The following is a 20,945-nucleotide window of genomic DNA, read 5'->3' as shown; positions in this document are numbered from 1 at the left end:
GTACGCCGCCATGAAGGTTTTTCACGTTTTTGCGCGGAGGAGCTTCCGTGGTCAGTTAGTCGTGGTTAACGCGTCCTGGAGCAGTGTCAGCGCCTGCCGGGCGACGACGTTGAACAGGCCCATGGTCGTGTCCGGCCGCGCGAACACGACCAGCAGGATGGGCCCCTGCACGGGAAAGACGCAGACGTGCCCGAGCGAACCCTGGAACATCGCTCCCCGCGCCTCGCCGAGGCCGGCTTGCCCGACGAACCTCGTGGCGAGCCCGACGGAGGCGGCGGCCATGGCCGCCACGCTGTCGTCTTCGATCTCCTGGGTGTCGCTGGCCAGCAGCAGGCCGTCCCGGCTCGCCAGCAGGAGCCCGGTGATGTTGGCCCGGTCGACCTCGTCGCGGACCTCTCGCAGCGCCTTGGCCGCGGCCTCGGCGTCGGGATGGGGTTCGCGGAGTTTCTGCTGCGGCGGGACACTCTCGGCACCCCTCCTCCCGCGCGTGGGCAGCGGGGTCGGAGTCCCGGGTACGTCCGATTGCATACTGGTCACACGACCAGCTCGGCTTCGATGTTCTTGAGGTGGTGCCGTGCCAGTGCGAGGTTGGCCCGCTCCCGGTCCAGGACGAGGTAGAGGAACAGCGAGGAGTCGTGCTTGGCCGGTTGCAGCAGCCGGATCAGGTGGTACTGGCGGCGCAGTGTGATGAGGATGTCCTCGATCTCGTCGTTGAGCCTGAGCGCGGAGATCACTCTGAGCTTCGACCGGACGACTTCGGTGTTGCCGGCGGCCGCCGTGTCCAGGTCCAGCCAGTCGCCGCCGCCCAGCGTGCCGAGCGCCATCCCGCTTTCGTAGTCGACCAGTGCCGCGCCCACCGCACCGGTGATGGAAAGGGCTTCCTTCAACGCCGTTTCGATGTTCATGGGGATCTTCTCCTCGTCTCCGGCGGTCGACGCACAGGCGTGGTCAGGTTTGATCACCCTAGAGTTGACCGATGCATCCGGATATCCCTGAACGGCGTAATCGCGATAGACTGTTCGCGTTAACAACACTCTGTAATGTTACGGAGAGTGCTTGGTCTGTATTTAGCTCAGGCTAAATCTCTGGTGGGTGACGGAAGCGGCGGCGAAGCTTCGGGCATGACCACGACGTACACCTTCGAAGACGGCTTTTCCGTGCGGCGGCTGGGTTTCGGCGCCATGCGGCTCACCGAATGGGACCACGTGAAAGCCGGCGCCGAGACGGTCGCACGCCGGGCGGCCGAGCTCGGCGTCGCCTTATTCGACACCGCGGACGCTTATGACCTGGGGCTGAACGAGCAACTGCTCGCTGACGCGCTGCACCCGTACCGCGGACTGCTCATCGCGACGAAGTGCGGGCACGCGCGTCCGAGCCGCGGCGAGTGGGTTCCGCTGGGCCGGCCCGAATACCTCCGCCAGCAGGCGGAACTTTCGCTGCGGCGCCTGCGCGTCGAACGCCTCGACCTGCTGCAGCTGCACCGGCTCGACCCGCAGGTACCGCTCGCCGACCAGGTCGGCGCACTCGCCCGGCTGCGGGACGAGGGCAAGGTCGCGCGGATCGGGTTGTCTGAGGTCAGCGTCGCGCAACTGGCCGAAGCGCGGGCCATCGCGCCGATCGCGAGCGTGCAGAACCGCTACAACCTGACCGACCGCGCGTCCGACGACGTCCTCGACTACTGCGAACGCGAGGGGATCGCGTTCGTGCCGTGGCTCCCGATCGCGCGGGGTGACCACGCGACGGCGGGCGGGGTGCTCGGAAAGGTCGCGGCCGGCCTCGGTGCGACACCCACCCAGGTGTCCCTCGCCTGGTTGCTGCGCCGCTCGCCGGTCGTCCTCCCGATTCCCGGGACGTCGTCGATCGCGCATCTCGAAGAGAACTGTGCCGCAGCGGACGTGGTGCTTTCCGACGACGACTTCGAGCGGTTGAACGCGCTCGGGTGAACCGGCCCGGCCGCGGATTCCCCGCGGCCGGGCCCGTTCCGGGCGTTCAGGCTCGCGCGAACGAGAGCGTCTCGCCCTCGACACCCCGCAACCAGAGGTCCTGCGCGGCCGCTGTCATCTCGGCCAGACCCTCCTCGATCGTGGCGAACACGTTGCCGGGCACCCAGCCCGCGTCGCCGTTGATCAGCAGGTTGTTGCGTCCGTAGAAGATCGCCAGGTCGGTCGCGCCCTGGTCGCTGTGCGCTTCGCTGTCTTCGTCGTAGCCGTACGCCGGGTTGCCGATCTCCCAGGCTTCGAAGCCGAAGTACACGACGTCGCCCGGAATCGGCGTGATCGTCGGGTTCTCGCGCCCCGGCTTGGGTTCCGCGAAGGGCGGCACGAGGGTGTAGACCTCGTTGCGCGCGTACTTCGCGTGGTAGGCGGAACCGCTCTGCGGCAAGGCGTCCCAGACCGCTTTGCAGGTCCGCGGTGCTTCGTCGTCCAGCAGCCGGGCGCGGCAGGCGACGCCGCGCTTGTCGAGGGTGATCGTGATGTACCGGGCCATGCTCAGCTCCCCGTGACCGACGCGACGACGTCGCCCCAGATCCGCAGCGCGTCGTCGACCTGCTCGGCGGTGACGACCAGCGGCGGCACCATCCGGACGACGTTCATGTACGGCCCGCACGTGAGCAGCAGCAGGCCGTTCTTCGATGCTGCCTGCTGCGCGGCCTGCGCGGTCGCCGCGTCCGGCTCGCCGTCGGCGGTGGTGAACTCCGAGCCGACCAGCAGACCCAGCCCGCGCACCTCGCCGATCGACGGCGTCTTGTCCGCGATGACTCGCGCGCCTTCGAGCAGCTGGCGCCCGCGTTCGGCGGCGTTCTCCACCAGGTTTTCCCGCTGGATGACCTCGAGCGTCGCGATCGCCGCCGCGCACGAAACGGCGTTGCCGCCGTAGGTCCCGCCCTGCGATCCCGGGAACGCCTTCGCCATCAGTTCCTGCGAAGCGGCGATGCCGGACAGCGGGAAGCCGCTCGCCAGGCCCTTCGCGATGAGGACGATGTCCGGCGAGACGTCGAAGTGGTCGTGGCCCCAGAACTTCCCGGTGCGGCCGAAACCCGTCTGGATCTCGTCGACCACGAGCAGGATGCCGTGCCGGTCGGCGCGCTCGCGCAGCCCGGCCATGAACTCGGTGTTCGCCGGCACGTACCCGCCTTCGCCCAGTACGGGCTCGACGAACATCGCGGCGGTCTCGTTCGGTGCGCTGACGGTCTGGAACAGGTAGTCGAGCTCGCGCAGCGCGAACTTCGTCGCGGTCTGCTCGTCCCAGCCGTAGTGGTAGGCGTACGGGAACGGCGCGACGTGCACGCCCGCAATCAGCGGGCCGATGCCGGCACTGAACCGCGTCCCGGACGTCGTCATCGTCGCCGCTGCGACCGTCCGGCCGTGGAAGCCGCCTTGGAAGACGATGACGTTCGGGCGTTTCGTCGCCTGCCGCGAAAGCCGCAACGCCGCTTCGACGGCTTCGCTGCCCGAGTTCGCGTAGAAGAGCGAGTCGAGCCCGCTCGGCAGGACCTCGCCGAGCCGCTCGGTCAGCTCGAGGAGCGGCTTGTGCATGACCGTCGTGTACTGGCCGTGGACGAGCTTGCCGATCTGCTCCTGCGCGGCCCGCACGACGTGCGGGTGGCAGTGCCCGGTGCTCGTGACGCCGATGCCGGCGGTGAAGTCGAGGTGGCGTTTGCCCTCGACGTCGTAGAGGTAAACCCCTTCACCGTGGTCGACCACGACGGGCGTTGCCTGCTTGAGCAGCGGAGAGAGCTGGGCCACAGCGTGCTCCTCGGTCGTCTGAGCGGGTTGTCGATTGTTGACAATATCCATAGCATGGCCCTCGGGACAACACGTGAGGAGCAAGTCGGGATGAGCGCGAGCACCGAGTCCGGCGTCGTCGAGGCGGTCGGCAAGGAACTGTTCATCGGCGGCAAGTGGGTCGCCGCCCAGGACGGGAAGACCCTCCCGGTGGTCGACCCGGCCACCGGCAACGAGCTGTGCCACGTCGCCGACGCCTCACCGTCGGACGGCGTCGCGGCACTGGACGCCGCCGTCGCTGCGCAGGCCGATTTCGCCAAGATGGCGCCCCGCGAGCGCGGCGAAATCCTGCGCCGCGCCTTCGAGCTGCTGATGCGGCGCCAGGACGAGCTGGCTCTGCTGATGACCCTGGAGATGGGCAAGCCGCTCGCCGAGTCGAAGGGCGAAATCGCCTACGCCGCCGAGTTCTTCCGCTGGTTCGCCGAGGAGGCCGTCCGCATCGACGGCGGCTACGCGACCGCCCCGAACGGCACGGGCCGGTTCCTGATCACGAAGCAGCCCGTGGGACCGACGATCCTGATCACGCCGTGGAACTTCCCGATGGCGATGGGTACGCGCAAGATCGGCCCGGCGGTCGCCGCCGGCTGCACGATGGTGATCAAGCCGGCCGCGCAGACGCCGCTGTCGATGCTGGCTCTGGCGGGCATCCTCGCCGAGGCGGGTCTGCCGGAAGGCGTGCTCAACGTCGTCACGACCAGCGACTCCGGCGGAGTGATGGAGCCGCTGATCCGCGACGGCCGGGCCCGCAAGCTCTCCTTCACCGGCTCGACAGGCGTCGGCCGGAAGCTGCTCGAACAGTGCGCAGACAAGGTCCTGCGGACGTCGATGGAGCTGGGCGGCAACGCGCCGTTCCTGGTCTTCGCCGACGCCGACATGGACGCGGCCGTCGAAGGCGCGATGCAGGCGAAGATGCGCAACATCGGCGAGGCGTGCACCGCGGCGAACCGGTTCTACGTGCAGCGCGGCGTCGTCGAGGAGTTCGCGCGGCGGCTGACCGAGCGCATGCAGGCCCTGCCGATGGGCCGTGGCACCGAGAAGGACGTCGTGGTCGGCCCGCTGATCGACCAGAACGCCGTGGACAAGGTGACCGAGCTGGTCAAGGACGCCACCGACCGCGGCGCGAAGGTGCTCACCGGCGGTTCGGGTGTCGACGGCCCCGGCCACTTCTACCAGGCCACCGTGCTCACCGACGTCCCGCAGGAGGCGCGGTTGACGCACGAGGAGATCTTCGGGCCGGTCGCCCCGATCACGCCGTTCGACACCGAGGAAGAGGCGGTGACGAAGGCCAACGACACCGAATTCGGGCTCGTTTCCTACGTCTACACCAGCGATCTCAAGTGCGCGCTGCGCGTCTCGGAGGCCCTCGAAGCCGGCATGATCGGCCTCAACCAGGGCATCGTGTCGAACCCGGCGGCGCCGTTCGGCGGGATCAAGCAGTCCGGGCTCGGCCGCGAAGGCGGCTCGGTCGGCATCGAGGAGTTCCTGGAGACCAAGTACATCGCGGTGGCCCTGTGACGGCCTACCGCTTGGCGAGCGTCCCGGGCGACGGGATCGGCGTGGACGTCACGGTCGAGGCCCGCAAGGTCCTCGACCGGGCGGCCGTCCTCTTCGGCTTCTCCTTGGAGTGGACGGAATTCGACTGGAGCTGTGAGCGGTACGCCCGGCTCGGCTCGATGATGCCGGACGACGGTGTCGAGCGGCTCTCGGCGTTCGACGGGATCCTGCTCGGCGCGGTCGGCTTTCCCGGCGTGCCCGACCACGTTTCCCTGTGGGGCCTGCTGATCCCGCTGCGGCGCGCGTTCCAGCAGTACGTCAACCTGCGCCCGGTGCGGCTGCTGCCCGGCACGACGTCCGTGCTGGCCGGGCGGAAGGCCGAGGAGCTGGAGCTGGTCATCGTCCGCGAGAACTCCGAAGGGGAGTACTCGGCGATCGGCGGACGGCACAACGCCGGCCGGCCCGACGAATTCGTGCTGCAGGAGTCGGTTTTCACGCGCGTCGGCGTCACCCGGATCATCCGGTACGCGTTCGAACTGGCCCGCACGCGGTCTTCCCGCGTCTGCTCGGCGACGAAGTCCAACGGCCTGATCCACTCGATGCCGTTCTGGGACGAGATCTTCGCCGAGGTCGCGGCGGAGTTCCCGGACGTCCACAGTGAACAGATGCACGTGGATGCCTTGGCCGCGCGGATGGTCCAGGCGCCGGACCGGCTCGACGTCGTCGTGGCGTCGAACCTCTTCGGCGACATCTTGAGCGACCTCGCGGCCGCGATCACCGGCGGCCTCGGCATGGCACCGTCCGGCAACATCAACCCATCGGGTGAATTCCCGTCCATGTTCGAGGCGGTCCACGGGAGCGCTCCGGACATCGCGGGGCAAGGGATCGCGAACCCCGTGGCGCAGATCCTGGCGGCCGCGATGCTGGTCGAACACCTGGGTGAAACCGTTGCCGCGCAAGCGATCCGGACCGCGGTGGACCGCGTGCTCGACGAGGGCCGCGTGCGCACCCCGGACCTCGGCGGCACGGATACCACAGAACGGCTCGGCACGGCGGTGGCCGAAGCGCTGGGCTGAGTTTTTGTCGGTGCCCTCCGGCACGGTGGCCACGAGCCCACCGAGGGGGAGGAGACACCGATGTGCTGGCAGTGTGACAACCCGGACCGGCCACAGTCCGAATACCTGATGCTGCTCCGGGAAGGCGTGGCCGACCGGGGCTGGCTCGTGCAGGGAGTGGAAAGATCAGGCCTGTACCCGCCGTGGGCCTACACGATCGGGCTCAGCGGGTTCGGCCTGCCGGAGCTGGTCGTGACGGGCTTGCCGATGCGCGCGGCGGGCGACCTGCTCAACGGCATGGCCGAACACTCCCTGCACGCGTCGCCACCTTCGCCGGGCGAACGCATCCTGCTGCGGGGCGGCCCGCTGGTCGAGGTCGTCGCGCTCGCGGAACCGTCGGCGCACCTGGTGTTCGCGGTCGCGCTGTTCGGCCCGGAAATCCGTGCGCTGCAACTGGTCCACGCGGACGACCAGGGTCGCTGGCCGTGGTCGTCCGACTTCCGCGACGGCGAAGGCGGCCAGCCGGTGCTGGGGGTGCGCCGTGGCCGCTAAATGCCCATGCGCCGTGCCGGTCAACTGCTTCCCGGAGCCCGTGCCGGCCGTCCATGCCCGTGTGTCGTCGTTCGTGGTCCGCGAACCGGCCGTCCGGGTCCGCGTGTCGACCCTGAGAACACGCGTGTCGGCTTTCCGGTCAAGCGTGACGGCGCTTCGGTCACGCGTTTCCCGGCACCGGCGGGGCGTGCCCGCCCCGGAGGCTGGTGCCCGGCGCAAGCCGCTGCACGGCGTCCTCCATGTGAGCCTCCAGGAGCGCCAGCGCCGTCTCTTCGTCGCCGTCCCGCAGCGCCTGGATGAGCTTCGTGTGCTCTTCCACGCGTTCCTCGACCCGCTGGTACGTACTCTGCAGCGCGGTCAGGCACATCCGGGTCTCGATGAGGAGCGTCCGGGCCATCCGGACGAGCCGCTTGCTGCCGGAGGCGTTGATGAGGGCCTCGTGGAACTTGAGGTCCGCGGTGGAGAGCGCATTCGGGTCGTCTTCGCTTGCGGCGGTCGCCATCTCGGCGACGGTGCGTTCGAGCAGGTCGGCGATCCGGTCGCGGTCCCCGCTGCGCAGGGCGCGGAGCATGGCGGCGCGTTCGATCGCCGAGCGAGCTGCATAGATGTCGTAGACGTCGCCGGGCTCGAGGTCGATCACGAACAGCCCGCGGTGCCGTTCACTGCGCAGGAGCCCCTCGGAGACCAGATGCTGCATGGCTTCCCGGAGCGGCCCCCGTGACACCTGGAACCGTGAAGCCAGCTCGGTTTCGCCGAGCTGGGTGCCGGGCGGGAGGGCGCCGGTCATGATCGCGTCGCGCAGCTGGCGCGCGATGACGGCGGCCGTCGATTCGCGGCTCACCGGTTCGATCTCGGGCAGCGTGCCCGGTGGCAGGGCCATCTCAGGCTCTCCCGTCCGGCAGGGGCCGGAAGAGCGCGCCGAGCGAGCGGACGAGCCGGTGCTGCCCGGTCAGGCGCAGGCCCTCCCAGACCGTGACCTGGTTGGCGGTCAGCACGGGCTTGCCGAGCGCGGCTTCGACGGCGTTGATCTCGCCGAGGGTGCGCATGGCGGTGTCCGGCACGAGGACGGCTTCGGCGTCCGGGTGGTCGTGGCTCACGGCGAGTTCGACGACGGCATCCGGGCTCATCGCGCCGACCTCGGCGGCCGTGACGATGTCGGCGCTGGCCATCGAGACGACTTCGATGTCGCCGGCCCCGAGGAAGTCCGCGAACAGCCGGGCGATGTCGTCCGGGTAGCTGGCGGCGACGGCGACCCGCTTGATGTCCATGGCACGCGCGGCGTGCACGAACGCGAAGGAGGTACTGGAGGCCGGGACCCCGGCGACGGCGGCGAGGCGGTCGGCCTGATCGCGGGCGCCGTCCCAGCCGTAGACGAAGCTGCCGCTGGTGCACGCCCAGATGACCGCGGCGGGCTCGTGCTTCGCGAGGAGGGCGGCACCGTCGGCGAGCCGGGCCTCGCTGCCGAGGTCCAGCAGCTCGGCCACCGCGTGCTTGTCGGTGCCGTAGATGTGCTCGACGGCCAGCCGGATGTCGCCCTCGTCGACGGCCGCGCCGCCGAGCAGCTGCTCGGCCAGCGGGTAGTCGTCTTCGGCCGCGTGGTCGGGGTAGATGAAACCGATGGTGGTCACGGAACCTCCGGAGGGGACGCAAATTGTCGACAACCCTAGAGGGGCGGTCAAGGAAAACCTTCACGACACGTCACGAAGCCACCTCCCGGGTCCGACGATGGGGAGGTTCATCCGGCGCAGGCATGCCCACATGGTCAGCTGGTTGGCAGTGAGCACGGGCTTGCCGAGGGCGGCTTCCAGCGGCTCGATCAGGTCGTAGGTGGGCAGGTTGGTGCAGCTGACGAAGATCGCTTCGGCGTCGCCGTGATCGGCGGCGAGGATGCGCTCGGCGATGGTCCGGTAGCTCACCTTCCAGATGCCGCCGCCCAGCCCGAGGTGGTCGCTGGACACGGTCTCGACGCCGAGTTCGGCGAGGAAGTCGTGCAGGGCGCCGGTGAGGTCGGCGTCGTACGGCGTGAGCACCGAGACGCGGTGGAGGTCGAGCTGGGTCAGCACTTCGGCCAGTGCGCCCGAGGTGGTGACGGCGTCCGGCGCGCCGGCGTCGCAGATCGCCTTGGTCAGCGAACGCTCGTAGTCGACGCCGTTGACGAAGCTGCCCGACGTGCAGAGGTAGGCGACGACCTCGGGCTCGACGTGCAGCACGTCGCGGGTGGCGCCGGCCAGGTGGTGGCTGTCGCTGACGAGGCGGGCCATCTCCATGCTGACCGGCACGGGCTCGTAGGGCGTGCGGGCGAGGTGGAGGGACACCTCCATCGGCACCCAGCGCCAGAGCTCGCGCTCCAGCGCGAGGTCGAAGGGGGCGATCACCCCGATGCCGCGTTGCGCCAGCGGGCCCTCGAACGCCAGGAAGTCGAAATCCAAGGCTCAGCCTCCGGAATACGTCTGTGCGTGACACGTCCGGTGCTCCGGGGGTCGTTCCTCGGATTGTTGACAATCATACGAGTGACTTTTACCGTGTCAACGTGATCGCCTCGGAAGACCGGGAAGCTCCCGTCCTGGCAGTGCTCTGTGGCGAGTCCCGCCCACCGGACATGCGTGCTGTCGAATCCGGGGCGGTCGTGCGTTACACGGATGCGGCAGGCCTGGCCGAAGCGTTGTCCGGAGCGGACGCCCTCTTCGTCTACGACTTCCTCTCCACCGCGGTGCCGGGTGCGTGGCACGCGGCCGACCGGCTGCGCTGGCTGCACATCGCCAGCGCGGGCGTCGACCCGGTGCTGTTCCCCGGGCTGCGGGAGAGCGACGTCGTCCTGACGAACTCGCGGGGCGTCTTCGACGACGCCATCGCGGAGTACGTACTGGGCGTGGTGCTCGCCTTCGCGAAGGACTTCGCGCGGTCACACGACCTGCAGCGCGAGGGCCGCTGGCTGCACCGGGAGAGCGAGCGGATCGCCGGACGTGAGGTGGTCGTCGTCGGTACCGGGCCGATCGGCCGGGCCATCGCGCGGCTGCTGCGCGCGGCCGGGATGCAGGTCAGCGGTGCCGGGCGTCGCGAACGCATCGGTGACCCGGACTTCGGTGTCGTCCACGAGTCCGCGCGGCTCGCGGAGTTCCTGCCGCACGCCGACTACGTCGTCGCCGTCGCGCCGCTGACCGAGCACACCAAGGGCATGTTCGACGCGCGGGCGTTCGCCGCGATGAAGCCGTCCGCACGGTTCGTCAACGTCGGCCGGGGCGAGCTGGTGGTGACGTCCGACCTGGTCGCGGCGCTCGAGAACCGGACCATCGCCGGGGCCGCGCTCGACGTGTTCGACACCGAGCCGCTGCCGCCGGACAGCCCGTTGTGGACCATGCCCGGCGTGCTGATTTCGCCGCACATGTCCGGTGACTTCGTCGGCTGGCGGACCACGCTGGTCGAGGTGTTCACCGAGAACTTCCGCCGCTGGCGCGCTGGGGAGCCGCTGCGCAATGTCGTCGACAAGACGCTCGGCTACGTGCCGTCGGGGAACCAGGGAGCCGGATGAACGACAGGATGCTGACCGCCAGCGAACTCGTCGCCGCCTACGCGACCGGTGAGCTGTCACCGATCGAGGCGACGCAGAGCGCGCTGCAGGCCATCGAAACCCGCGACGGCGAGTGCAACGCCTACTGCCTCGTCGACGCCGACCGGGCGCTGGAGCAGGCCAAAGCGTCCGAGATCCGCTGGCGGGACGGCAACCCGATCGGCTGGCTCGACGGCGTGCCCGCGTCGATCAAGGACATGTTCCTCACCCAGGGCTGGCCGACCGTCCGGGGTTCGAAGAGCATCAGCCCGGACCAGCCGTGGGACGTCGACAGCCCGGTCGCCGCGCGGATGCGCGAGGCCGGCCTGGTGCTGCTGGGCAAGACGACCACGCCCGAGATCGCGTGGAAGGGCGTGACCGACAGCCCGCTGTGCGGCATCACGCGCAACCCGGCCGATCCGTCGAAGACGGCGGGCGGGTCGAGCGGCGGCAGCGCCGCGGCCGTCGCGGCCGGGATGGGCGAGCTGTCCGTCGGCACCGACGGCGGCGGCTCGGTGCGGATCCCGGCGTCGTTCTGCGGGATCGTCGGGCTCAAGCCGACCCACGGCCGGATCCCGCTCTACCCGGCGAGCCCGTTCGGCCCGCTCTCGCACGCCGGCCCGATGGCGCGGTCGGTCGACGACACCGCACTGTTGCTGGACGTGCTGTCGATGCCGGACCCCCGCGACCCGTCCGCGCTGGCGCCGCCGGTGGCGTCGTTCCGCGAGGCGGTCCGGCGGGACGTGCGCGGCCTGATCGCGGCGTTCTCGCCGACACTCGGCTACGTCGACGTCGACCCGGAGGTGGCCGCGATCGTCGCGGCGGCGGTCCGCGCGCTGGGGGACGCGGGCCTGCACATCGAGGAAACCGACCCCGGGTTCGCCGACCCGAAGCCGGCGTTCGACATCCTGTGGTCTTCGGGTGCGGCGAAGCTGCTCGACACGTTCCCGCCGGGTTCCGAAGAACGGACCGACCCCGGCCTGCGCAAGGTCTGGGAGCTGGGCCGGACGTGGACGGCGAGCGACTACCTCGACGCCACCGCCGAGCGGGCCGCGCTGGGCATCCTGATGGGCCAGTTCCACACCCGCTACGACGTGCTGATCACCCCGACCGTCCCGATCGCGGCGTTCGAGGCGGGACACGACGTGCCGCCGGGCAGCGGGCTGAGCGAGTGGCCGGAGTGGACGCCGTTCACGTACCCGTTCAACATGACCCAGCAGCCGGCGATCAGCGTGCCGGCCGGCCGCACGTCGGCGGGGCTGCCGGTCGGCCTGCAGATCGTCGGGCCGCGGCACTCGGACGACCTGGTGCTGGCCGTGGCGAAGCTCCTGGAGGAAGTGCGGCCCTGGGTCGCCGCCTGACCACACTTGAGGGTGAACCCCGGTCCGCGACGGGGAAAGCTGTGCCACTGTCGGCCGGGTGAACGCTCAAGGCTGGCGCTACGAACGAGCCATCCCGACCGTCGACGTCACCGGGAAACCGACCAGGGTGGTGGTCGGCCTGATCGAGCAGGGCGACCGGCTGGCCGCGGCGCTGAGGGTGGACGACGGCAAGGCCGCGCTGGTCCCGCTGGAAACGGGCGGCGAGCTGCTGAAGGCGCTGCGCGAGACGCTGGAGAACTGGTGGCGCCTCGACGGCCACCGCGACCTGACGTCAGGACCCCGGGTGGGCCGGTAGAGAACGCGTGGTCCGGTAGCGGCAATGCGTTCGCGATGAGGTCACGTCGGACAGGAGTGTCAGCGAGGTCGCGCAGGAGGCTTCGACCACGTCAGGCAGCGGTGCCGGGGAAGCTGCGCAGGACGGCCTCGGTAGGCAGGGAGTTGTCGGCGAGCCCGAGCAGGAGGCCCGAGGGCAAGCCTTAGACGAGGCCGAGTTCGCCGAGCCGGTGCCGTCCGGCTTCGGTGATGCGCAAGGCCCTTCCCCCTGAGCGGCGGCGCACCCAGCCCGCGCCGAGCAGAGCCCTCAGCAGTGCCGTCCCCAGCGCTCCCGCGAGGTGCACGGTCCCGTGGGACCAGTCCAGGCACCCACGCACGGCGGGGCCGGTGTCCGGTAGCTCGCCGATGCCCAGTGCCGCCAGCAGCGGGTGGTCGAAAGTGTGCAGCACGCCCGTCTCGCCTGGCGTGAGGTCGCCGACGACTCCGTCCTCGCGCAGCGCCGCGGCGAAGTCGATGCCCAGCTGCCCGGCGAGGTGGCCGTAACACGCGCGGGCGTGCAGCAGCGGCCCGGCGCGCCGGTCGGGCTGGAGCCGTTCCGGCAGCCGGGGTGGGGCGAGTGCCGCCAAGGCCTCCACCAGCTGAGCCACCTCCGGGCCGGCGAGCCGGTGGAGGCGTCGCCGGCCCGCTTCGGCCACCTCGACGAGACCCGCCTCGCTCAGGCGGCGCAGGTGCGAACTCGCCGTGGACGGCGCGATCCCGGCGACCGCCGCCAACGCCCGGGCGGTGTGCGCGTCGCCGTCCATCAGCTGCAGCAGCATGGCCGCTCGTGCCGGCTCGCCGATGGCATGGGCGACCGACGCGATGTCGGGCTCGGCGGACATCGCGTCAGCGTAGCCGCGGAACAGTTCGCTCCGGATCGAACTGTTCCTGTGGCACCCTGCGGCCGTGACTGATCGCTATTTCGAGGACTACGTCCGGGGCGTCACCTACGAGTGCGGCAGCGTCGCGGTGACCGAGGCCGAGATCGTCGAGTTCGCCCGGCGCTACGACCCGCAGGACTTCCACGCCGACCCGGCCTCGGCGGCGGGCGGTCCGTTCGGCGGGCTGATCGCCAGCGGCTGGCACACGGCGAGCCTGATGATGCGGCTGTACGCGGACCACTATCTGTCCGCTGTCTCCAGTCTGGGCAGCCCGGGTGTCGACGAGCTGCGCTGGCCGCGTCCGGTGCGTCCGGGTGCCGTGCTGCGGCTGCGGGCCACCGTGACCGAGGCTCGGCGCTCCCGTTCGAAGCCCGACCGGGGACTGGTGCGCACCCGCGTCGAGCTCGTCGAGGACGGCGGCGAAATCGTGTTCAGCGCCAGCCTGCTGAACTTCATCCTGGTGCGTCCGGGCTGACCGGCGCGCGCCGGACCAGGGTTCGCACCTGCGGGCTGCACGCCACGAGCGCCGTCGCGCCGACGACGAGTGCCGCGCCTCCGAGCAGCGTCGCCTCGCGGCCGGCGTGCTCCGCCAGCGGGCCGGCGGTGATCTGGCCGAGCGGCATCGCGACGAACGAGCCGAGCATGTCGTAGGAGTAGACGCGGGCGAGTTTGTCCTGCGGGATGTTTTCCTGCAGCGACACGTCCCACGCGACGGCGAACTGCTCGATCGTCACGCCCGAAAGGAACATCGCCGCCAGCAGTGGCAGCAGGTACGGCGTTTCGCCGAGGGCCAGCATCGGCAGCGCCTGGGCCATGACGAGCGCGACGCCGGTCAGCAGCATCCGCCGTGGTTGCCAGTGCGCGGCGATGACGCCGCCGACCAGGGACCCGGCCGTTTGCACGGCCAGCGCGAGGCCCCAGCCGGTGCGGCCGAAGGTGCCGTCGGCGACCAGCGGGCCGATCACCAGCAGCGCGCCCGCTATGACCGCGTTGACGATCATGAACTGCAGCACCACGAGCCACACCCAGGACCGGGCGCGGAACTCGCGCCAGCCTTCGGCGAGATCGGCGAGCGGACGGCGGCCGGGGACTCGTTCGCCGGGCGGCAGCCGGATCCGCCTGTACGCCAGCGCGGCGGCGAGGAACAGCACGGCATTCCCGGCGAGTGCCCAACCCGAACCCGCGAAGGCGACGAGGACCCCGGCGAGGCCGGCGCCGGCGATGCGGCCGGCGTTCGACAGCAGCCGGACCAGTGCGTTCGCCTGGGCGAGCAGCGGTCCGGGCACGGTCAACGGCGTGAGCGAAGCGGCGGCGGGCAGCGAGATCGCCGAGACGGCCCCGTTGACCAGGCTGAGCCCGACCAGCAGCGGTACGGACGCGAATCCACCGAGAACACTCGCGGCGATGGCCGCCTGCGTGAGGGCGGCGGCGGTTTCGGTGCCCTGCAGGATCACCGACCGCGGCAGCCGGTCGGCCAGCATCCCGCCGAACAGGACGAGCAGCACGTTGGCGAGCGACCGCGCCCCGACGACGACGCCGAGGTCGACGGCCGACCCGGTGAGGTCGACCACCGCGAACGCGAGCGCGAACGGCGCGACGGCATTGGCGAAAAAGGCGAACGTCCGCCCGGTGACGAGGGCGCGGAAGCGAGCTTCCCGCAGCGGGGCGAGCAGTGACGTGGTCACGGAAGCTCCTCCACCGCGACGGCGCGATCAGTGGTCGCCAGTTCGAACAGCGCCACACTCGCGCTGACGCGCACTGTCCCCGGAGACCTCGGGGGCCGCGCCGCGTCGTGGAGTTCCTGGCTCAACGCCGTCGCCTGCTTCAGCAGCCGCGACCACACCTCCGGGTCCACCGACAGCTCCGCGTCCGTCAGCGAAGCCGGGCGGTTCGGGGCGCGCTGCCCCGCCCGGCGGAGCAGCTCTTCCGCGATCGCCTTCGTCACCAGCTTCTCCTCCGCCGGGTCGCGGCTGGTCAAGCGCTTGCCGGATGCCGGATCGTGGCGGTAGCGCTTCGCCCGGCCGCCGCGGATGTAGACCTCTTCCGCCACCTCCAGCAGGCCCGCGTCGTGCAGGCGGCGGAGGTGGTAGCTCACGTTCGCCTGGGTTTCGCCGAGTTCACGCGCTGCCTCGGCCGCGCTCAGCGGGGTGCCCGTCAGCAGCGACAGGATCCGCAGGCGGAGCGGATGGGCCAGGACCCGGAGGTGGTCGTAGGGCATGCCTCCAGTATGCCACCACCGCCAAAGAGTTATTTGGGGGTCGTGGCCGGTGGCCTAAAGCAGGTACGACGTTCCGTCTGGCGGCAACGCGGCTCCGGCGGCCCGGACAGCCGCGTGCTCGGGCGTCGCCGGGTCCAGCACGGGGTTCGTGTTGTTGAGGTGAGTGAACGCCCAATTACCCTTCCGCCCGGCGATCCGGGCCAGGCTCGCCGTGATCGGCAGGTGCCCCATCGCGAGCTGGTCCGGTCCGCCGACGCCGGCCATCTCGTCCGGCGCGTAGAACGTGCCGTCCAGCAGCACGAGATCCGCGTCCGCGACGAACGCGTCGAACCCGGGAGGCCAGCTTCGAAGGCACGGCGCGTACACCAGCACGCCGCCGGTCGCCGGGTCTTCGATCCGGTAGGCGACCACCCACGGGCCGTCCGGGCCGGCCGGGACGTACTTCGGTCGCTTGTCGCTGACCGGCAGCACGTCGACGCGCAATCCGGGGATGTTAACGGTCGATAACCAGGTCCAGCCGCCGTAGCCGTCGACGATGGTGCGGAAGGGAGACAGCGCGGACAACGCCGGCTCCGGCGCCCACACCGGGAGCCCGCCCGCCTCGCGCAGCATCAGCAGGCCCAGCGAGTGGTCGAGCTCGGCATCTGTGAGCAGCACACCCCGCAGCGGGATCTCGCGCGGTCCCGGGCCGGCCCGCAGCTCCGGCGTCCCGAGGATCTGGGCCCGGATGTCCGGCGAGCAGTTGAGCAGGTACCAGCCCACGCCGTCCGCACTGATCGCGACGCAGTCCTGCGAGCGCGGCACCAGCCCGGAAACACAGAGGCGGCACGCGCAGTTCCACTGCGGACACCCGCCGCCCGCCGCGGTGCCGAGCAGGATCACCTTCACCGGCGCATGACGAGGCCGACCGCCGGCGGACGGGCGAGCACCAGGTCAACGACGTCGCGCTGCGGCGACCGCGAGCACACCGGGTCGGTCGCCGCGGCGTCGCCGGTGAGCAGGAATGCCTGGCAACGGCAGCCGCCGAAGTCGAGCCCGCGGCGGTCGCACGTGCGGCAGGGCTCGGACATCCAGTCCTCGCCGCGGTAGGCGTTGAACGACGAGGAGTGGTACCAGATCTCGGCGAGCGTTGTGTCCCGCACGGACGAGAGCGAAAGCGTCGAGATCGCCGACGCTGCCGGGCACGGCAGCACGGTGCCGTCCGGCGCCACGGTCAGCTGCCGCGCGCCCCACCCGTACATGCACGGCTTGGGATACGGCTCGTAGTAGTCGGCGACGACGTAGACGATCTCCATCGTGCCCCGCAATCGGGCAATGGCCGCGCGCACCACCGGCTCGGCCGCGGCGAGCTGCGCCGGAGTCGGCATGAGCGCGTCCCGGTTGCGCAGTGCCCAGCCGTAGTACTGCGTGTTCGCCAGTTCCAGCCGGTCGGCACCCATCCGCTCGGCCAGCTCGATGATCCCGGCGAGCTGATCGTGGTTGCGCCGGTGCAGGACCACGTTCAGGGACAGCGGCAGCCCGGCCGACTTCACCGAAGCAGCCGCGGCGAGCTTCCGGTCGAACGCCTTGGCGCCGGCCAGGAGGTCGGCCCGCTCGCGCGTCGCGCCCTGCGCCGACAGCTGGACGTGCGCCAGCCCGCGCTCGACGAGGTCGTCGAGCCGCGACGACGTCAGGCCGAGCCCGGAGGTGACCAGGTTGACGTAGCAGCCGAGCCCGCTCGCGTGCGCGACCAGCTCGGGCAGGTCCGGCCGGGCCAGCGGCTCGCCGCCGGACATGTGCACCTGAAGCACGCCCAGCTCGCGGGCCTGGGAGAACACCGACAGCCAGTCCGCCGTGGACAGCTCGGCGTCGCGGGTGGTCAGTTCCACCGGGTTGGAGCAATAGGGACAGTGCAGCGGGCAGCGGTGGGTCAGCTCGGCCAGCAGGCCGAGCGGCGGGCTCACGTCCATGCGACCACCCGCCGTTCGCCCAGCCGCGTCAGCACGGAAACGACGTCCTGCGCGAGCACGCCGGAGTAGCGCTTCGAAAGCGCCGTCGTGATTTCGGTGACGGACCGGGCGCCGTCGCAGAGTTCGAGGACCGCCGCCGCCGTGGGGTTCGGTACCAGGACGCCTTCGGGGAACAGCAGCACGTGCGTCTCCCGGACGTGGTCGAAGGACAATCGGACACCGCGCCGGAGTTGCGGGACCGAATCGGCGGTGATCACGCGGCCGCCCGTTCGATCGCGTCCAGCATCGACCACAGCACGTCGCACTTGAACGACAACGCGGCGATCGCTCGGTCCTGCTGTTCGCGCGTCACGCAGTGGCGGATGACGATGTCGAGGGTGTCCTTGCCTTCGCCGGAAACCTTGTCGATGCGGTTGGTGAAGTAGGCGAGGTCTTCGCGCGAGATCCAGGAATAGTGCGCGAGCATGTCCGCGACGCGCTGCTGCATCAGGTGCCCGGCGAACATTTCGGTCAGTCCCGAGGCGACGGCTTCCCACCACGGTCTCGTGCGCGCGAAAGTCACGTACGCGTCGACGGCGAACCGGACGCCGGGCACGACGTGCCGTTCGTCGAGGACCTCGTCCCGGTCCAGGCCGGCCGCCGTGCAGAGCCGCAGCCAGCGTTCGATCCCGCCGGTGCCGGCGCTCACCCCGTCGTGGTAGACGATCCGGTCGAGCCACTGGCGGCGGATCTCCGGCAGCGGGCAGTTGCTGATGATCGCCGCGTCCTTCTGGGGCAGCACGCACTGGTAGTACCAGCGGTTCGCCGCCCAGATCCGCAGCGCGCGCTCGTCGAGTTCGCCCGCGTGCAGCCGGCGGTGGAACGGGTGCGTTCCCCAGTACCGGCCGGAAAGTCCGCGCAGCTCGTCGATGAATGCGCTTTCCGGAAGTGGCTCGACCGGCATCCTTCAGTCCGCCATGCGGGCCGCGTAAGCGGTGACCTCCATGGGGGTTTCGTATTCGACGAAGTCGGGGGTCGTCCACTCCTCGAGCATGTCCTGCTCCTCTCTGCGGGGGTGATCGTCGCCACCCTAGGAGCGCGCGGAGCGGACTGACCAGCGAGTTCGGAAAGATTCCATCCGATGGGGGAGTCGGGTGTCGGTGAACGGGCTACCTCACCGCGGCTTCGAGCTCCACCAAGGCCGTGTCGAGGTGTGTCAGGATCCGCTGCAGGTGCGGGACGCTGCGGCGGCAGCCGGTGACGCCGAAGTCGAGGTGGTCGCCGTTGCTGGTCAGCGTGATGTTCACGGCCTGGCCGTCGAGCAGCACCGACGCCGGGTAGATGCCGTCGAGCTGGGCGCCGTTCCAGTACATCTGCTTGCGCGGGCCGGGCACGTTCGAGATCACCAGGTTGAACGGCGGCCGCGTGTTCTTGACGACGCCCGGGATCGGCGAAACGCCGAGCTGCGCGACGTTAACGGCCGATAACAACAGCGTCTGCAACGGCGTCAGCTCCGAGAACAGCCGCTTGCCGTTGCGCATCGACTGGTGGATCGTGACGAGCCGCTTGCCCGCGTCCGGCAGGTCGGTGGCCAGGTTGCACAGCAGCGCGCCGATGTTGTTGCCCGCGGCCTCGCCGGGGTCGTTCTGGCGGCGCAGCGACACCGGCACCATCGCGATGAGCGGCGCGTCCGGCAGCGCGCGCTGTTCGATGAGGTAGTCCCGCAGCGCGCCCGAGCACATCGCGAGCACGACGTCGTTGCGCGACACCCCGGCCGCGGTCGCCACCTGCCGGACGCGGTCCAGCGACCACTTCTGCGCCGCGAACCGCCGCGCGCCGCCGATCGACACGTTGAACATCGTCTTGGGCGCCTGTCCCGGCAGCGTCAGGGTGTGCTCGCCGAACGCCTCCCGCGCCACCTTCATCGCGGCGGGCGCCAGGCCCGCGAGCTGGTTGGCCGTCTTGCTCGCGGTCTGCAGGAACGACCGCGGGCGCTTCGCGCGTTCTTCGCCGGGCTTGCGCCGGCTGCCCCACCACGGCGGGCAGTCCATGTCCGCCGGGTCGTCCGAGAGCGTGCCCTGCAGCTGCCGCAGCGCCGAGACGCCGTCCATCAGCGCGTGGTGCACCTTGGTGTAGACGGCGAACCGGCCGTCGTCGAGCCCCTCGATGAGGTGGGTCTCCCAGAGCGGGCGGTGCCGGTCGAGCAGGGTGCTGTGCCAGCGTGACGTCAGCTCCAGCAGCTCGCGGACACGGCCCGGGCGCGGCAGCGCCGAGTGCCGGAAGTGGTAGTCGAGCTCGAGCTCGGTGTCGTTCGCCCAGACGACGTGGCCCATCGTGTTGACCGGCCGGGCCGGGCGGCGCCGGAACACGGAGCGGATGTTGTCCGATTCGAGGAGGCTGTTCCGGACGTCGCGGAGGTAGTCGTCGCCGGCGCCCTCCGGTTTCTTGAACAGCTGCAGACCGCCCACGTGCATCGGATGCTCGCGCGTTTCGACCAGGAGGAACATCGAGTCGGTCACGGGCATCATCGCCATGGGACATCACCTTCCGCGCTCGGCACGCCGACTCTACGCGCTCGGCGCCCGCGGGTGGATCACGTTCTACCCTGGCGAGTATGACCGTCCGCGGCGCCGGGGAAACGGCCGTGCCACAGATGGCCGAGTGCGTCGTGATCGGCGGTGGCGTGATCGGCGTGAGCTGTGCCTTCCGGCTCGCCGAAGCCGGTGTCGACGTGCTGCTGCTCGAGCGCGGCGAGCTGGGCGGTGGCTCGACGGCGAAGGCCGCGGGCGGCATCCGGTCGTCGTTCACCACCCGCGTCAACGTCGAGCTGGGACTGCGCGGGCTCGCCGCGTACAGCGCTTTCTCCCGCGACTTCGGCGTCGAGATCGACTTCCGGCGTGACGGCTACCTGTACCTGCTCACCGACCCGGCGGACGTGCCCGCAATCGGACATTGCGCGGAGCTGCAGCGCGAGTACGGCGTCCGCAGCCACCTCCTCGACCCCGCCGAAGCCAAGACGGTGCTCCCGCTGCTCCGGACGGACGACGTCGTCGCCGCACTCTGGTCGCCGGACGACGCGAAGGCGACGCCGGACGCCGTCGTGCAGGGGTACGCGAAAGCCGCCCGGGCGCACGGCGCGAAGCTGCGGACCAAGATCGAGGTCACCGGGATCGAGCGCGACGGCGAGACGCTAACCGGCGTTAACACGACGGCGGGGTTCGTGCGGACCGGCGCGGTGGTGTGCGCGGCCGGCGCGTGGTCGGGCCGGATCGGCGAGCTGGCCGGGCTGGAGCTGCCGGTGCGCCCGTTCCGGCGGCAGGTCGTGTTCACCGGGCCGGTGCCCGGGCTGCCGGAGCCGGTTCCGCTGACCATCGAGCTGCCCTCGGCGTTCTACTGCCACCGCGAGGGTCCCGGCCTGGCGATGTCGTTCTCCGAGGACGACGGCTTTCCGGGGTTCGGCACCCGCTACGAGCCGGGCGAGTGGCTGCCGCGGCTGGCCGAGCTGGCGGGCCGCCGGATCCCGGCCGTGCTCGACGCCGGCGTCCGGACGGCCTGGGCCGGGCTGTACGAAATGACGCCGGACCGCAACCAGATCATCGGGGAAAGCGTCCTGCTGTCGCGGTTCTTCTACGCGACCGGCTTCTCCGGGCACGGCTTCCAGATGGGCCCGGCCGCCGGCGAGCTGATCCGGGACCTCTACCTGGGCCGACAGCCGGCGGTGGACATCGCGGAGCTCGACGTCCGCCGGTTCGCCGCGGGGACGACGAGTGCCGAGCACAACATCGTCTAGG

25 protein-coding genes are annotated in these 20,945 nt (G+C 70.6%); 9 read left to right on the top strand and 16 right to left on the bottom strand.

What is annotated here, in order from left to right:
- Positions 1–51: 51 nt before the first annotated feature.
- Together CF165_RS15980 and CF165_RS15975 are read right to left on the bottom strand one after the other, a co-directional pair.
- The gene (locus CF165_RS15980) at positions 52–528 is read right to left on the bottom strand and encodes a roadblock/LC7 domain-containing protein (RefSeq protein WP_093948487.1); all 477 of its coding nucleotides are present in this window, start codon (positions 526–528) and stop codon (positions 52–54) included.
- A gap of 5 nt (positions 529–533) precedes the next feature.
- Positions 534–905, bottom strand: a complete 372-nt coding sequence (locus CF165_RS15975; RefSeq protein WP_093948288.1) for a hypothetical protein — start codon at positions 903–905, stop codon at positions 534–536.
- A gap of 216 nt (positions 906–1,121) precedes the next feature.
- Between CF165_RS15975 and CF165_RS15970 the strand changes: the two genes are divergently transcribed.
- A complete protein-coding gene (locus tag CF165_RS15970) occupies positions 1,122–1,943 on the top strand; it encodes an aldo/keto reductase (protein ID WP_093948287.1) in 822 nt (273 codons plus the stop codon).
- Between the two features lie 46 nt (positions 1,944–1,989).
- Here CF165_RS15970 and CF165_RS15965 read toward each other — a convergent pair whose 3' ends face one another.
- A complete protein-coding gene (locus CF165_RS15965; RefSeq protein ID WP_093948286.1) occupies positions 1,990–2,487 on the bottom strand; it encodes a DUF3830 family protein in 498 nt (165 codons plus the stop codon).
- 2 nt (positions 2,488–2,489) lie between these two features.
- The gene (locus CF165_RS15960; RefSeq protein WP_093948285.1) at positions 2,490–3,746 is read right to left on the bottom strand and encodes an aspartate aminotransferase family protein; all 1,257 of its coding nucleotides are present in this window, start codon (positions 3,744–3,746) and stop codon (positions 2,490–2,492) included.
- 90 nt (positions 3,747–3,836) lie between these two features.
- On the opposite strand from CF165_RS15960, the gene CF165_RS15955 reads away from it, so the two are divergent.
- Genes CF165_RS15955 through CF165_RS15945 form a run of 3 tightly spaced genes read left to right on the top strand, consistent with a single transcriptional unit; the run spans position 3,837 to position 6,886 of the window.
- Entirely contained in the window at positions 3,837–5,300 is a 1,464-nt protein-coding gene (locus CF165_RS15955) for an NAD-dependent succinate-semialdehyde dehydrogenase (RefSeq protein ID WP_093948284.1), read from the top strand.
- The gene (locus CF165_RS15950) at positions 5,297–6,355 is read left to right on the top strand and encodes a tartrate dehydrogenase (RefSeq protein WP_093948283.1); all 1,059 of its coding nucleotides are present in this window, start codon (positions 5,297–5,299) and stop codon (positions 6,353–6,355) included. The genes CF165_RS15955 and CF165_RS15950 overlap by 4 nt, the downstream gene beginning before the upstream one ends.
- A gap of 60 nt (positions 6,356–6,415) precedes the next feature.
- The gene (locus tag CF165_RS15945) at positions 6,416–6,886 is read left to right on the top strand and encodes a DUF4262 domain-containing protein (RefSeq protein ID WP_093948282.1); all 471 of its coding nucleotides are present in this window, start codon (positions 6,416–6,418) and stop codon (positions 6,884–6,886) included.
- Between the two features lie 160 nt (positions 6,887–7,046).
- Here CF165_RS15945 and CF165_RS15940 read toward each other — a convergent pair whose 3' ends face one another.
- From CF165_RS15940 to CF165_RS15930, 3 genes are read right to left on the bottom strand one after another with little or no spacing between them, the layout of a single operon-like run.
- Positions 7,047–7,766 (bottom strand): GntR family transcriptional regulator, encoded by a 720-nt coding sequence (locus CF165_RS15940; RefSeq protein ID WP_093948281.1) that lies wholly within the window; start codon positions 7,764–7,766, stop codon positions 7,047–7,049.
- A gap of 1 nt (position 7,767) precedes the next feature.
- Positions 7,768–8,514 carry a maleate cis-trans isomerase family protein gene (locus CF165_RS15935; protein WP_093948280.1) on the bottom strand — a complete coding sequence of 249 codons (747 nt, stop codon included), beginning with the start codon at positions 8,512–8,514 and terminating at the stop codon, positions 7,768–7,770.
- A gap of 60 nt (positions 8,515–8,574) precedes the next feature.
- Positions 8,575–9,315: a maleate cis-trans isomerase family protein gene (locus CF165_RS15930; RefSeq protein ID WP_093948279.1), complete on the bottom strand. Its 741-nt coding sequence runs from the start codon at positions 9,313–9,315 to the stop codon at positions 8,575–8,577.
- A 101-nt stretch (positions 9,316–9,416) separates the two neighbouring features.
- Between CF165_RS15930 and CF165_RS15925 the strand changes: the two genes are divergently transcribed.
- From CF165_RS15925 to CF165_RS15915, 3 genes are read left to right on the top strand one after another with little or no spacing between them, the layout of a single operon-like run.
- Complete coding sequence (locus CF165_RS15925) at positions 9,417–10,415, top strand: D-2-hydroxyacid dehydrogenase (RefSeq protein ID WP_093948278.1); 999 nt, start codon at positions 9,417–9,419, stop codon at positions 10,413–10,415.
- Positions 10,412–11,794 carry an amidase gene (locus tag CF165_RS15920; RefSeq protein WP_093948277.1) on the top strand — a complete coding sequence of 461 codons (1,383 nt, stop codon included), beginning with the start codon at positions 10,412–10,414 and terminating at the stop codon, positions 11,792–11,794. Before CF165_RS15925 ends, CF165_RS15920 begins: the two co-directional genes overlap by 4 nt.
- A gap of 58 nt (positions 11,795–11,852) precedes the next feature.
- Positions 11,853–12,110, top strand: coding sequence for a hypothetical protein (locus CF165_RS15915; RefSeq protein ID WP_093948276.1), 258 nt, complete (start codon positions 11,853–11,855; stop codon positions 12,108–12,110).
- A gap of 181 nt (positions 12,111–12,291) precedes the next feature.
- Here the strand turns inward: CF165_RS15915 and CF165_RS15910 are convergent, their stop codons facing one another.
- Positions 12,292–12,969, bottom strand: coding sequence for an ArsR/SmtB family transcription factor (locus CF165_RS15910; protein WP_093948275.1), 678 nt, complete (start codon positions 12,967–12,969; stop codon positions 12,292–12,294).
- A 64-nt stretch (positions 12,970–13,033) separates the two neighbouring features.
- Here CF165_RS15910 and CF165_RS15905 point away from each other — a divergent pair, with 64 nt between their 5' ends.
- Positions 13,034–13,483, top strand: coding sequence for a MaoC family dehydratase (locus CF165_RS15905; protein WP_093948274.1), 450 nt, complete (start codon positions 13,034–13,036; stop codon positions 13,481–13,483).
- Here the strand turns inward: CF165_RS15905 and CF165_RS15900 are convergent.
- The 8 genes from CF165_RS15900 to CF165_RS15865 all read right to left on the bottom strand — a co-directional run bounded on the left by CF165_RS15900 (position 13,461) and on the right by CF165_RS15865 (position 19,688).
- Positions 13,461–14,693 (bottom strand): MFS transporter, encoded by a 1,233-nt coding sequence (locus CF165_RS15900; RefSeq protein WP_093948273.1) that lies wholly within the window; start codon positions 14,691–14,693, stop codon positions 13,461–13,463. The genes CF165_RS15905 and CF165_RS15900 overlap by 23 nt on opposite strands.
- On the bottom strand, positions 14,690–15,226 hold the full coding sequence (locus CF165_RS15895; RefSeq protein WP_093948272.1) for an ArsR/SmtB family transcription factor: 537 nt from the start codon (positions 15,224–15,226) through the stop codon (positions 14,690–14,692). Before CF165_RS15895 ends, CF165_RS15900 begins: the two co-directional genes overlap by 4 nt.
- Before the next feature lie 54 nt (positions 15,227–15,280).
- The gene (gene pqqB / locus CF165_RS15890; protein ID WP_093948271.1) at positions 15,281–16,114 is read right to left on the bottom strand and encodes a pyrroloquinoline quinone biosynthesis protein PqqB; all 834 of its coding nucleotides are present in this window, start codon (positions 16,112–16,114) and stop codon (positions 15,281–15,283) included.
- Entirely contained in the window at positions 16,111–17,175 is a 1,065-nt protein-coding gene (pqqE, locus tag CF165_RS15885; RefSeq protein ID WP_093948270.1) for a pyrroloquinoline quinone biosynthesis protein PqqE, read from the bottom strand. The genes pqqB and pqqE overlap by 4 nt, the downstream gene beginning before the upstream one ends.
- Complete coding sequence (gene pqqD / locus CF165_RS15880; RefSeq protein ID WP_093948269.1) at positions 17,166–17,432, bottom strand: pyrroloquinoline quinone biosynthesis peptide chaperone PqqD; 267 nt, start codon at positions 17,430–17,432, stop codon at positions 17,166–17,168. Before pqqD ends, pqqE begins: the two co-directional genes overlap by 10 nt.
- Positions 17,429–18,118 (bottom strand): pyrroloquinoline-quinone synthase PqqC, encoded by a 690-nt coding sequence (gene pqqC, locus CF165_RS15875; RefSeq protein ID WP_093948268.1) that lies wholly within the window; start codon positions 18,116–18,118, stop codon positions 17,429–17,431. Before pqqC ends, pqqD begins: the two co-directional genes overlap by 4 nt.
- A gap of 3 nt (positions 18,119–18,121) precedes the next feature.
- The gene (gene pqqA / locus CF165_RS15870) at positions 18,122–18,208 is read right to left on the bottom strand and encodes a pyrroloquinoline quinone precursor peptide PqqA (RefSeq protein ID WP_043790872.1); all 87 of its coding nucleotides are present in this window, start codon (positions 18,206–18,208) and stop codon (positions 18,122–18,124) included.
- 115 nt (positions 18,209–18,323) lie between these two features.
- Complete coding sequence (locus tag CF165_RS15865; protein WP_093948267.1) at positions 18,324–19,688, bottom strand: WS/DGAT/MGAT family O-acyltransferase; 1,365 nt, start codon at positions 19,686–19,688, stop codon at positions 18,324–18,326.
- Between the two features lie 80 nt (positions 19,689–19,768).
- Between CF165_RS15865 and CF165_RS15860 the strand changes: the two genes are divergently transcribed.
- Positions 19,769–20,944, top strand: coding sequence for an NAD(P)/FAD-dependent oxidoreductase (locus tag CF165_RS15860; RefSeq protein ID WP_093948266.1), 1,176 nt, complete (start codon positions 19,769–19,771; stop codon positions 20,942–20,944).
- The last annotated feature ends 1 nt before the right edge of the window (position 20,945 follow it).

Source organism: Amycolatopsis vastitatis (genome assembly GCF_002234595.1).
Lineage (GTDB): Bacteria > Actinomycetota > Actinomycetes > Mycobacteriales > Pseudonocardiaceae > Amycolatopsis > Amycolatopsis vastitatis.
The sequence above is the reverse complement of the archived record's forward strand: the minus strand, read 5'-3'. Positions and strand labels throughout refer to the sequence as shown.

Coding starts and splice junctions, on each gene's coding strand:
- CF165_RS15965 (WP_093948286.1), bottom strand. CDS start 2,487: ATGGCCCGGTACATCACGATCACCCTCGACAAGCGCGGCGTCGCCTGC.
- CF165_RS15920 (WP_093948277.1), top strand. CDS start 10,412: ATGAACGACAGGATGCTGACCGCCAGCGAACTCGTCGCCGCCTACGCG.
- CF165_RS15975 (WP_093948288.1), bottom strand. CDS start 905: ATGAACATCGAAACGGCGTTGAAGGAAGCCCTTTCCATCACCGGTGCG.
- CF165_RS15970 (WP_093948287.1), top strand. CDS start 1,122: ATGACCACGACGTACACCTTCGAAGACGGCTTTTCCGTGCGGCGGCTG.
- CF165_RS15955 (WP_093948284.1), top strand. CDS start 3,837: ATGAGCGCGAGCACCGAGTCCGGCGTCGTCGAGGCGGTCGGCAAGGAA.
- CF165_RS15860 (WP_093948266.1), top strand. CDS start 19,769: ATGACCGTCCGCGGCGCCGGGGAAACGGCCGTGCCACAGATGGCCGAG.
- CF165_RS15910 (WP_093948275.1), bottom strand. CDS start 12,969: ATGTCCGCCGAGCCCGACATCGCGTCGGTCGCCCATGCCATCGGCGAG.
- pqqA (WP_043790872.1), bottom strand. CDS start 18,208: ATGCTCGAGGAGTGGACGACCCCCGACTTCGTCGAATACGAAACCCCC.
- CF165_RS15940 (WP_093948281.1), bottom strand. CDS start 7,766: ATGGCCCTGCCACCGGGCACGCTGCCCGAGATCGAACCGGTGAGCCGC.
- CF165_RS15980 (WP_093948487.1), bottom strand. CDS start 528: ATGCAATCGGACGTACCCGGGACTCCGACCCCGCTGCCCACGCGCGGG.
- CF165_RS15945 (WP_093948282.1), top strand. CDS start 6,416: ATGTGCTGGCAGTGTGACAACCCGGACCGGCCACAGTCCGAATACCTG.
- CF165_RS15865 (WP_093948267.1), bottom strand. CDS start 19,688: ATGGCGATGATGCCCGTGACCGACTCGATGTTCCTCCTGGTCGAAACG.
- pqqC (WP_093948268.1), bottom strand. CDS start 18,118: ATGCCGGTCGAGCCACTTCCGGAAAGCGCATTCATCGACGAGCTGCGC.
- CF165_RS15895 (WP_093948272.1), bottom strand. CDS start 15,226: ATGCCCTACGACCACCTCCGGGTCCTGGCCCATCCGCTCCGCCTGCGG.
- pqqE (WP_093948270.1), bottom strand. CDS start 17,175: ATGGACGTGAGCCCGCCGCTCGGCCTGCTGGCCGAGCTGACCCACCGC.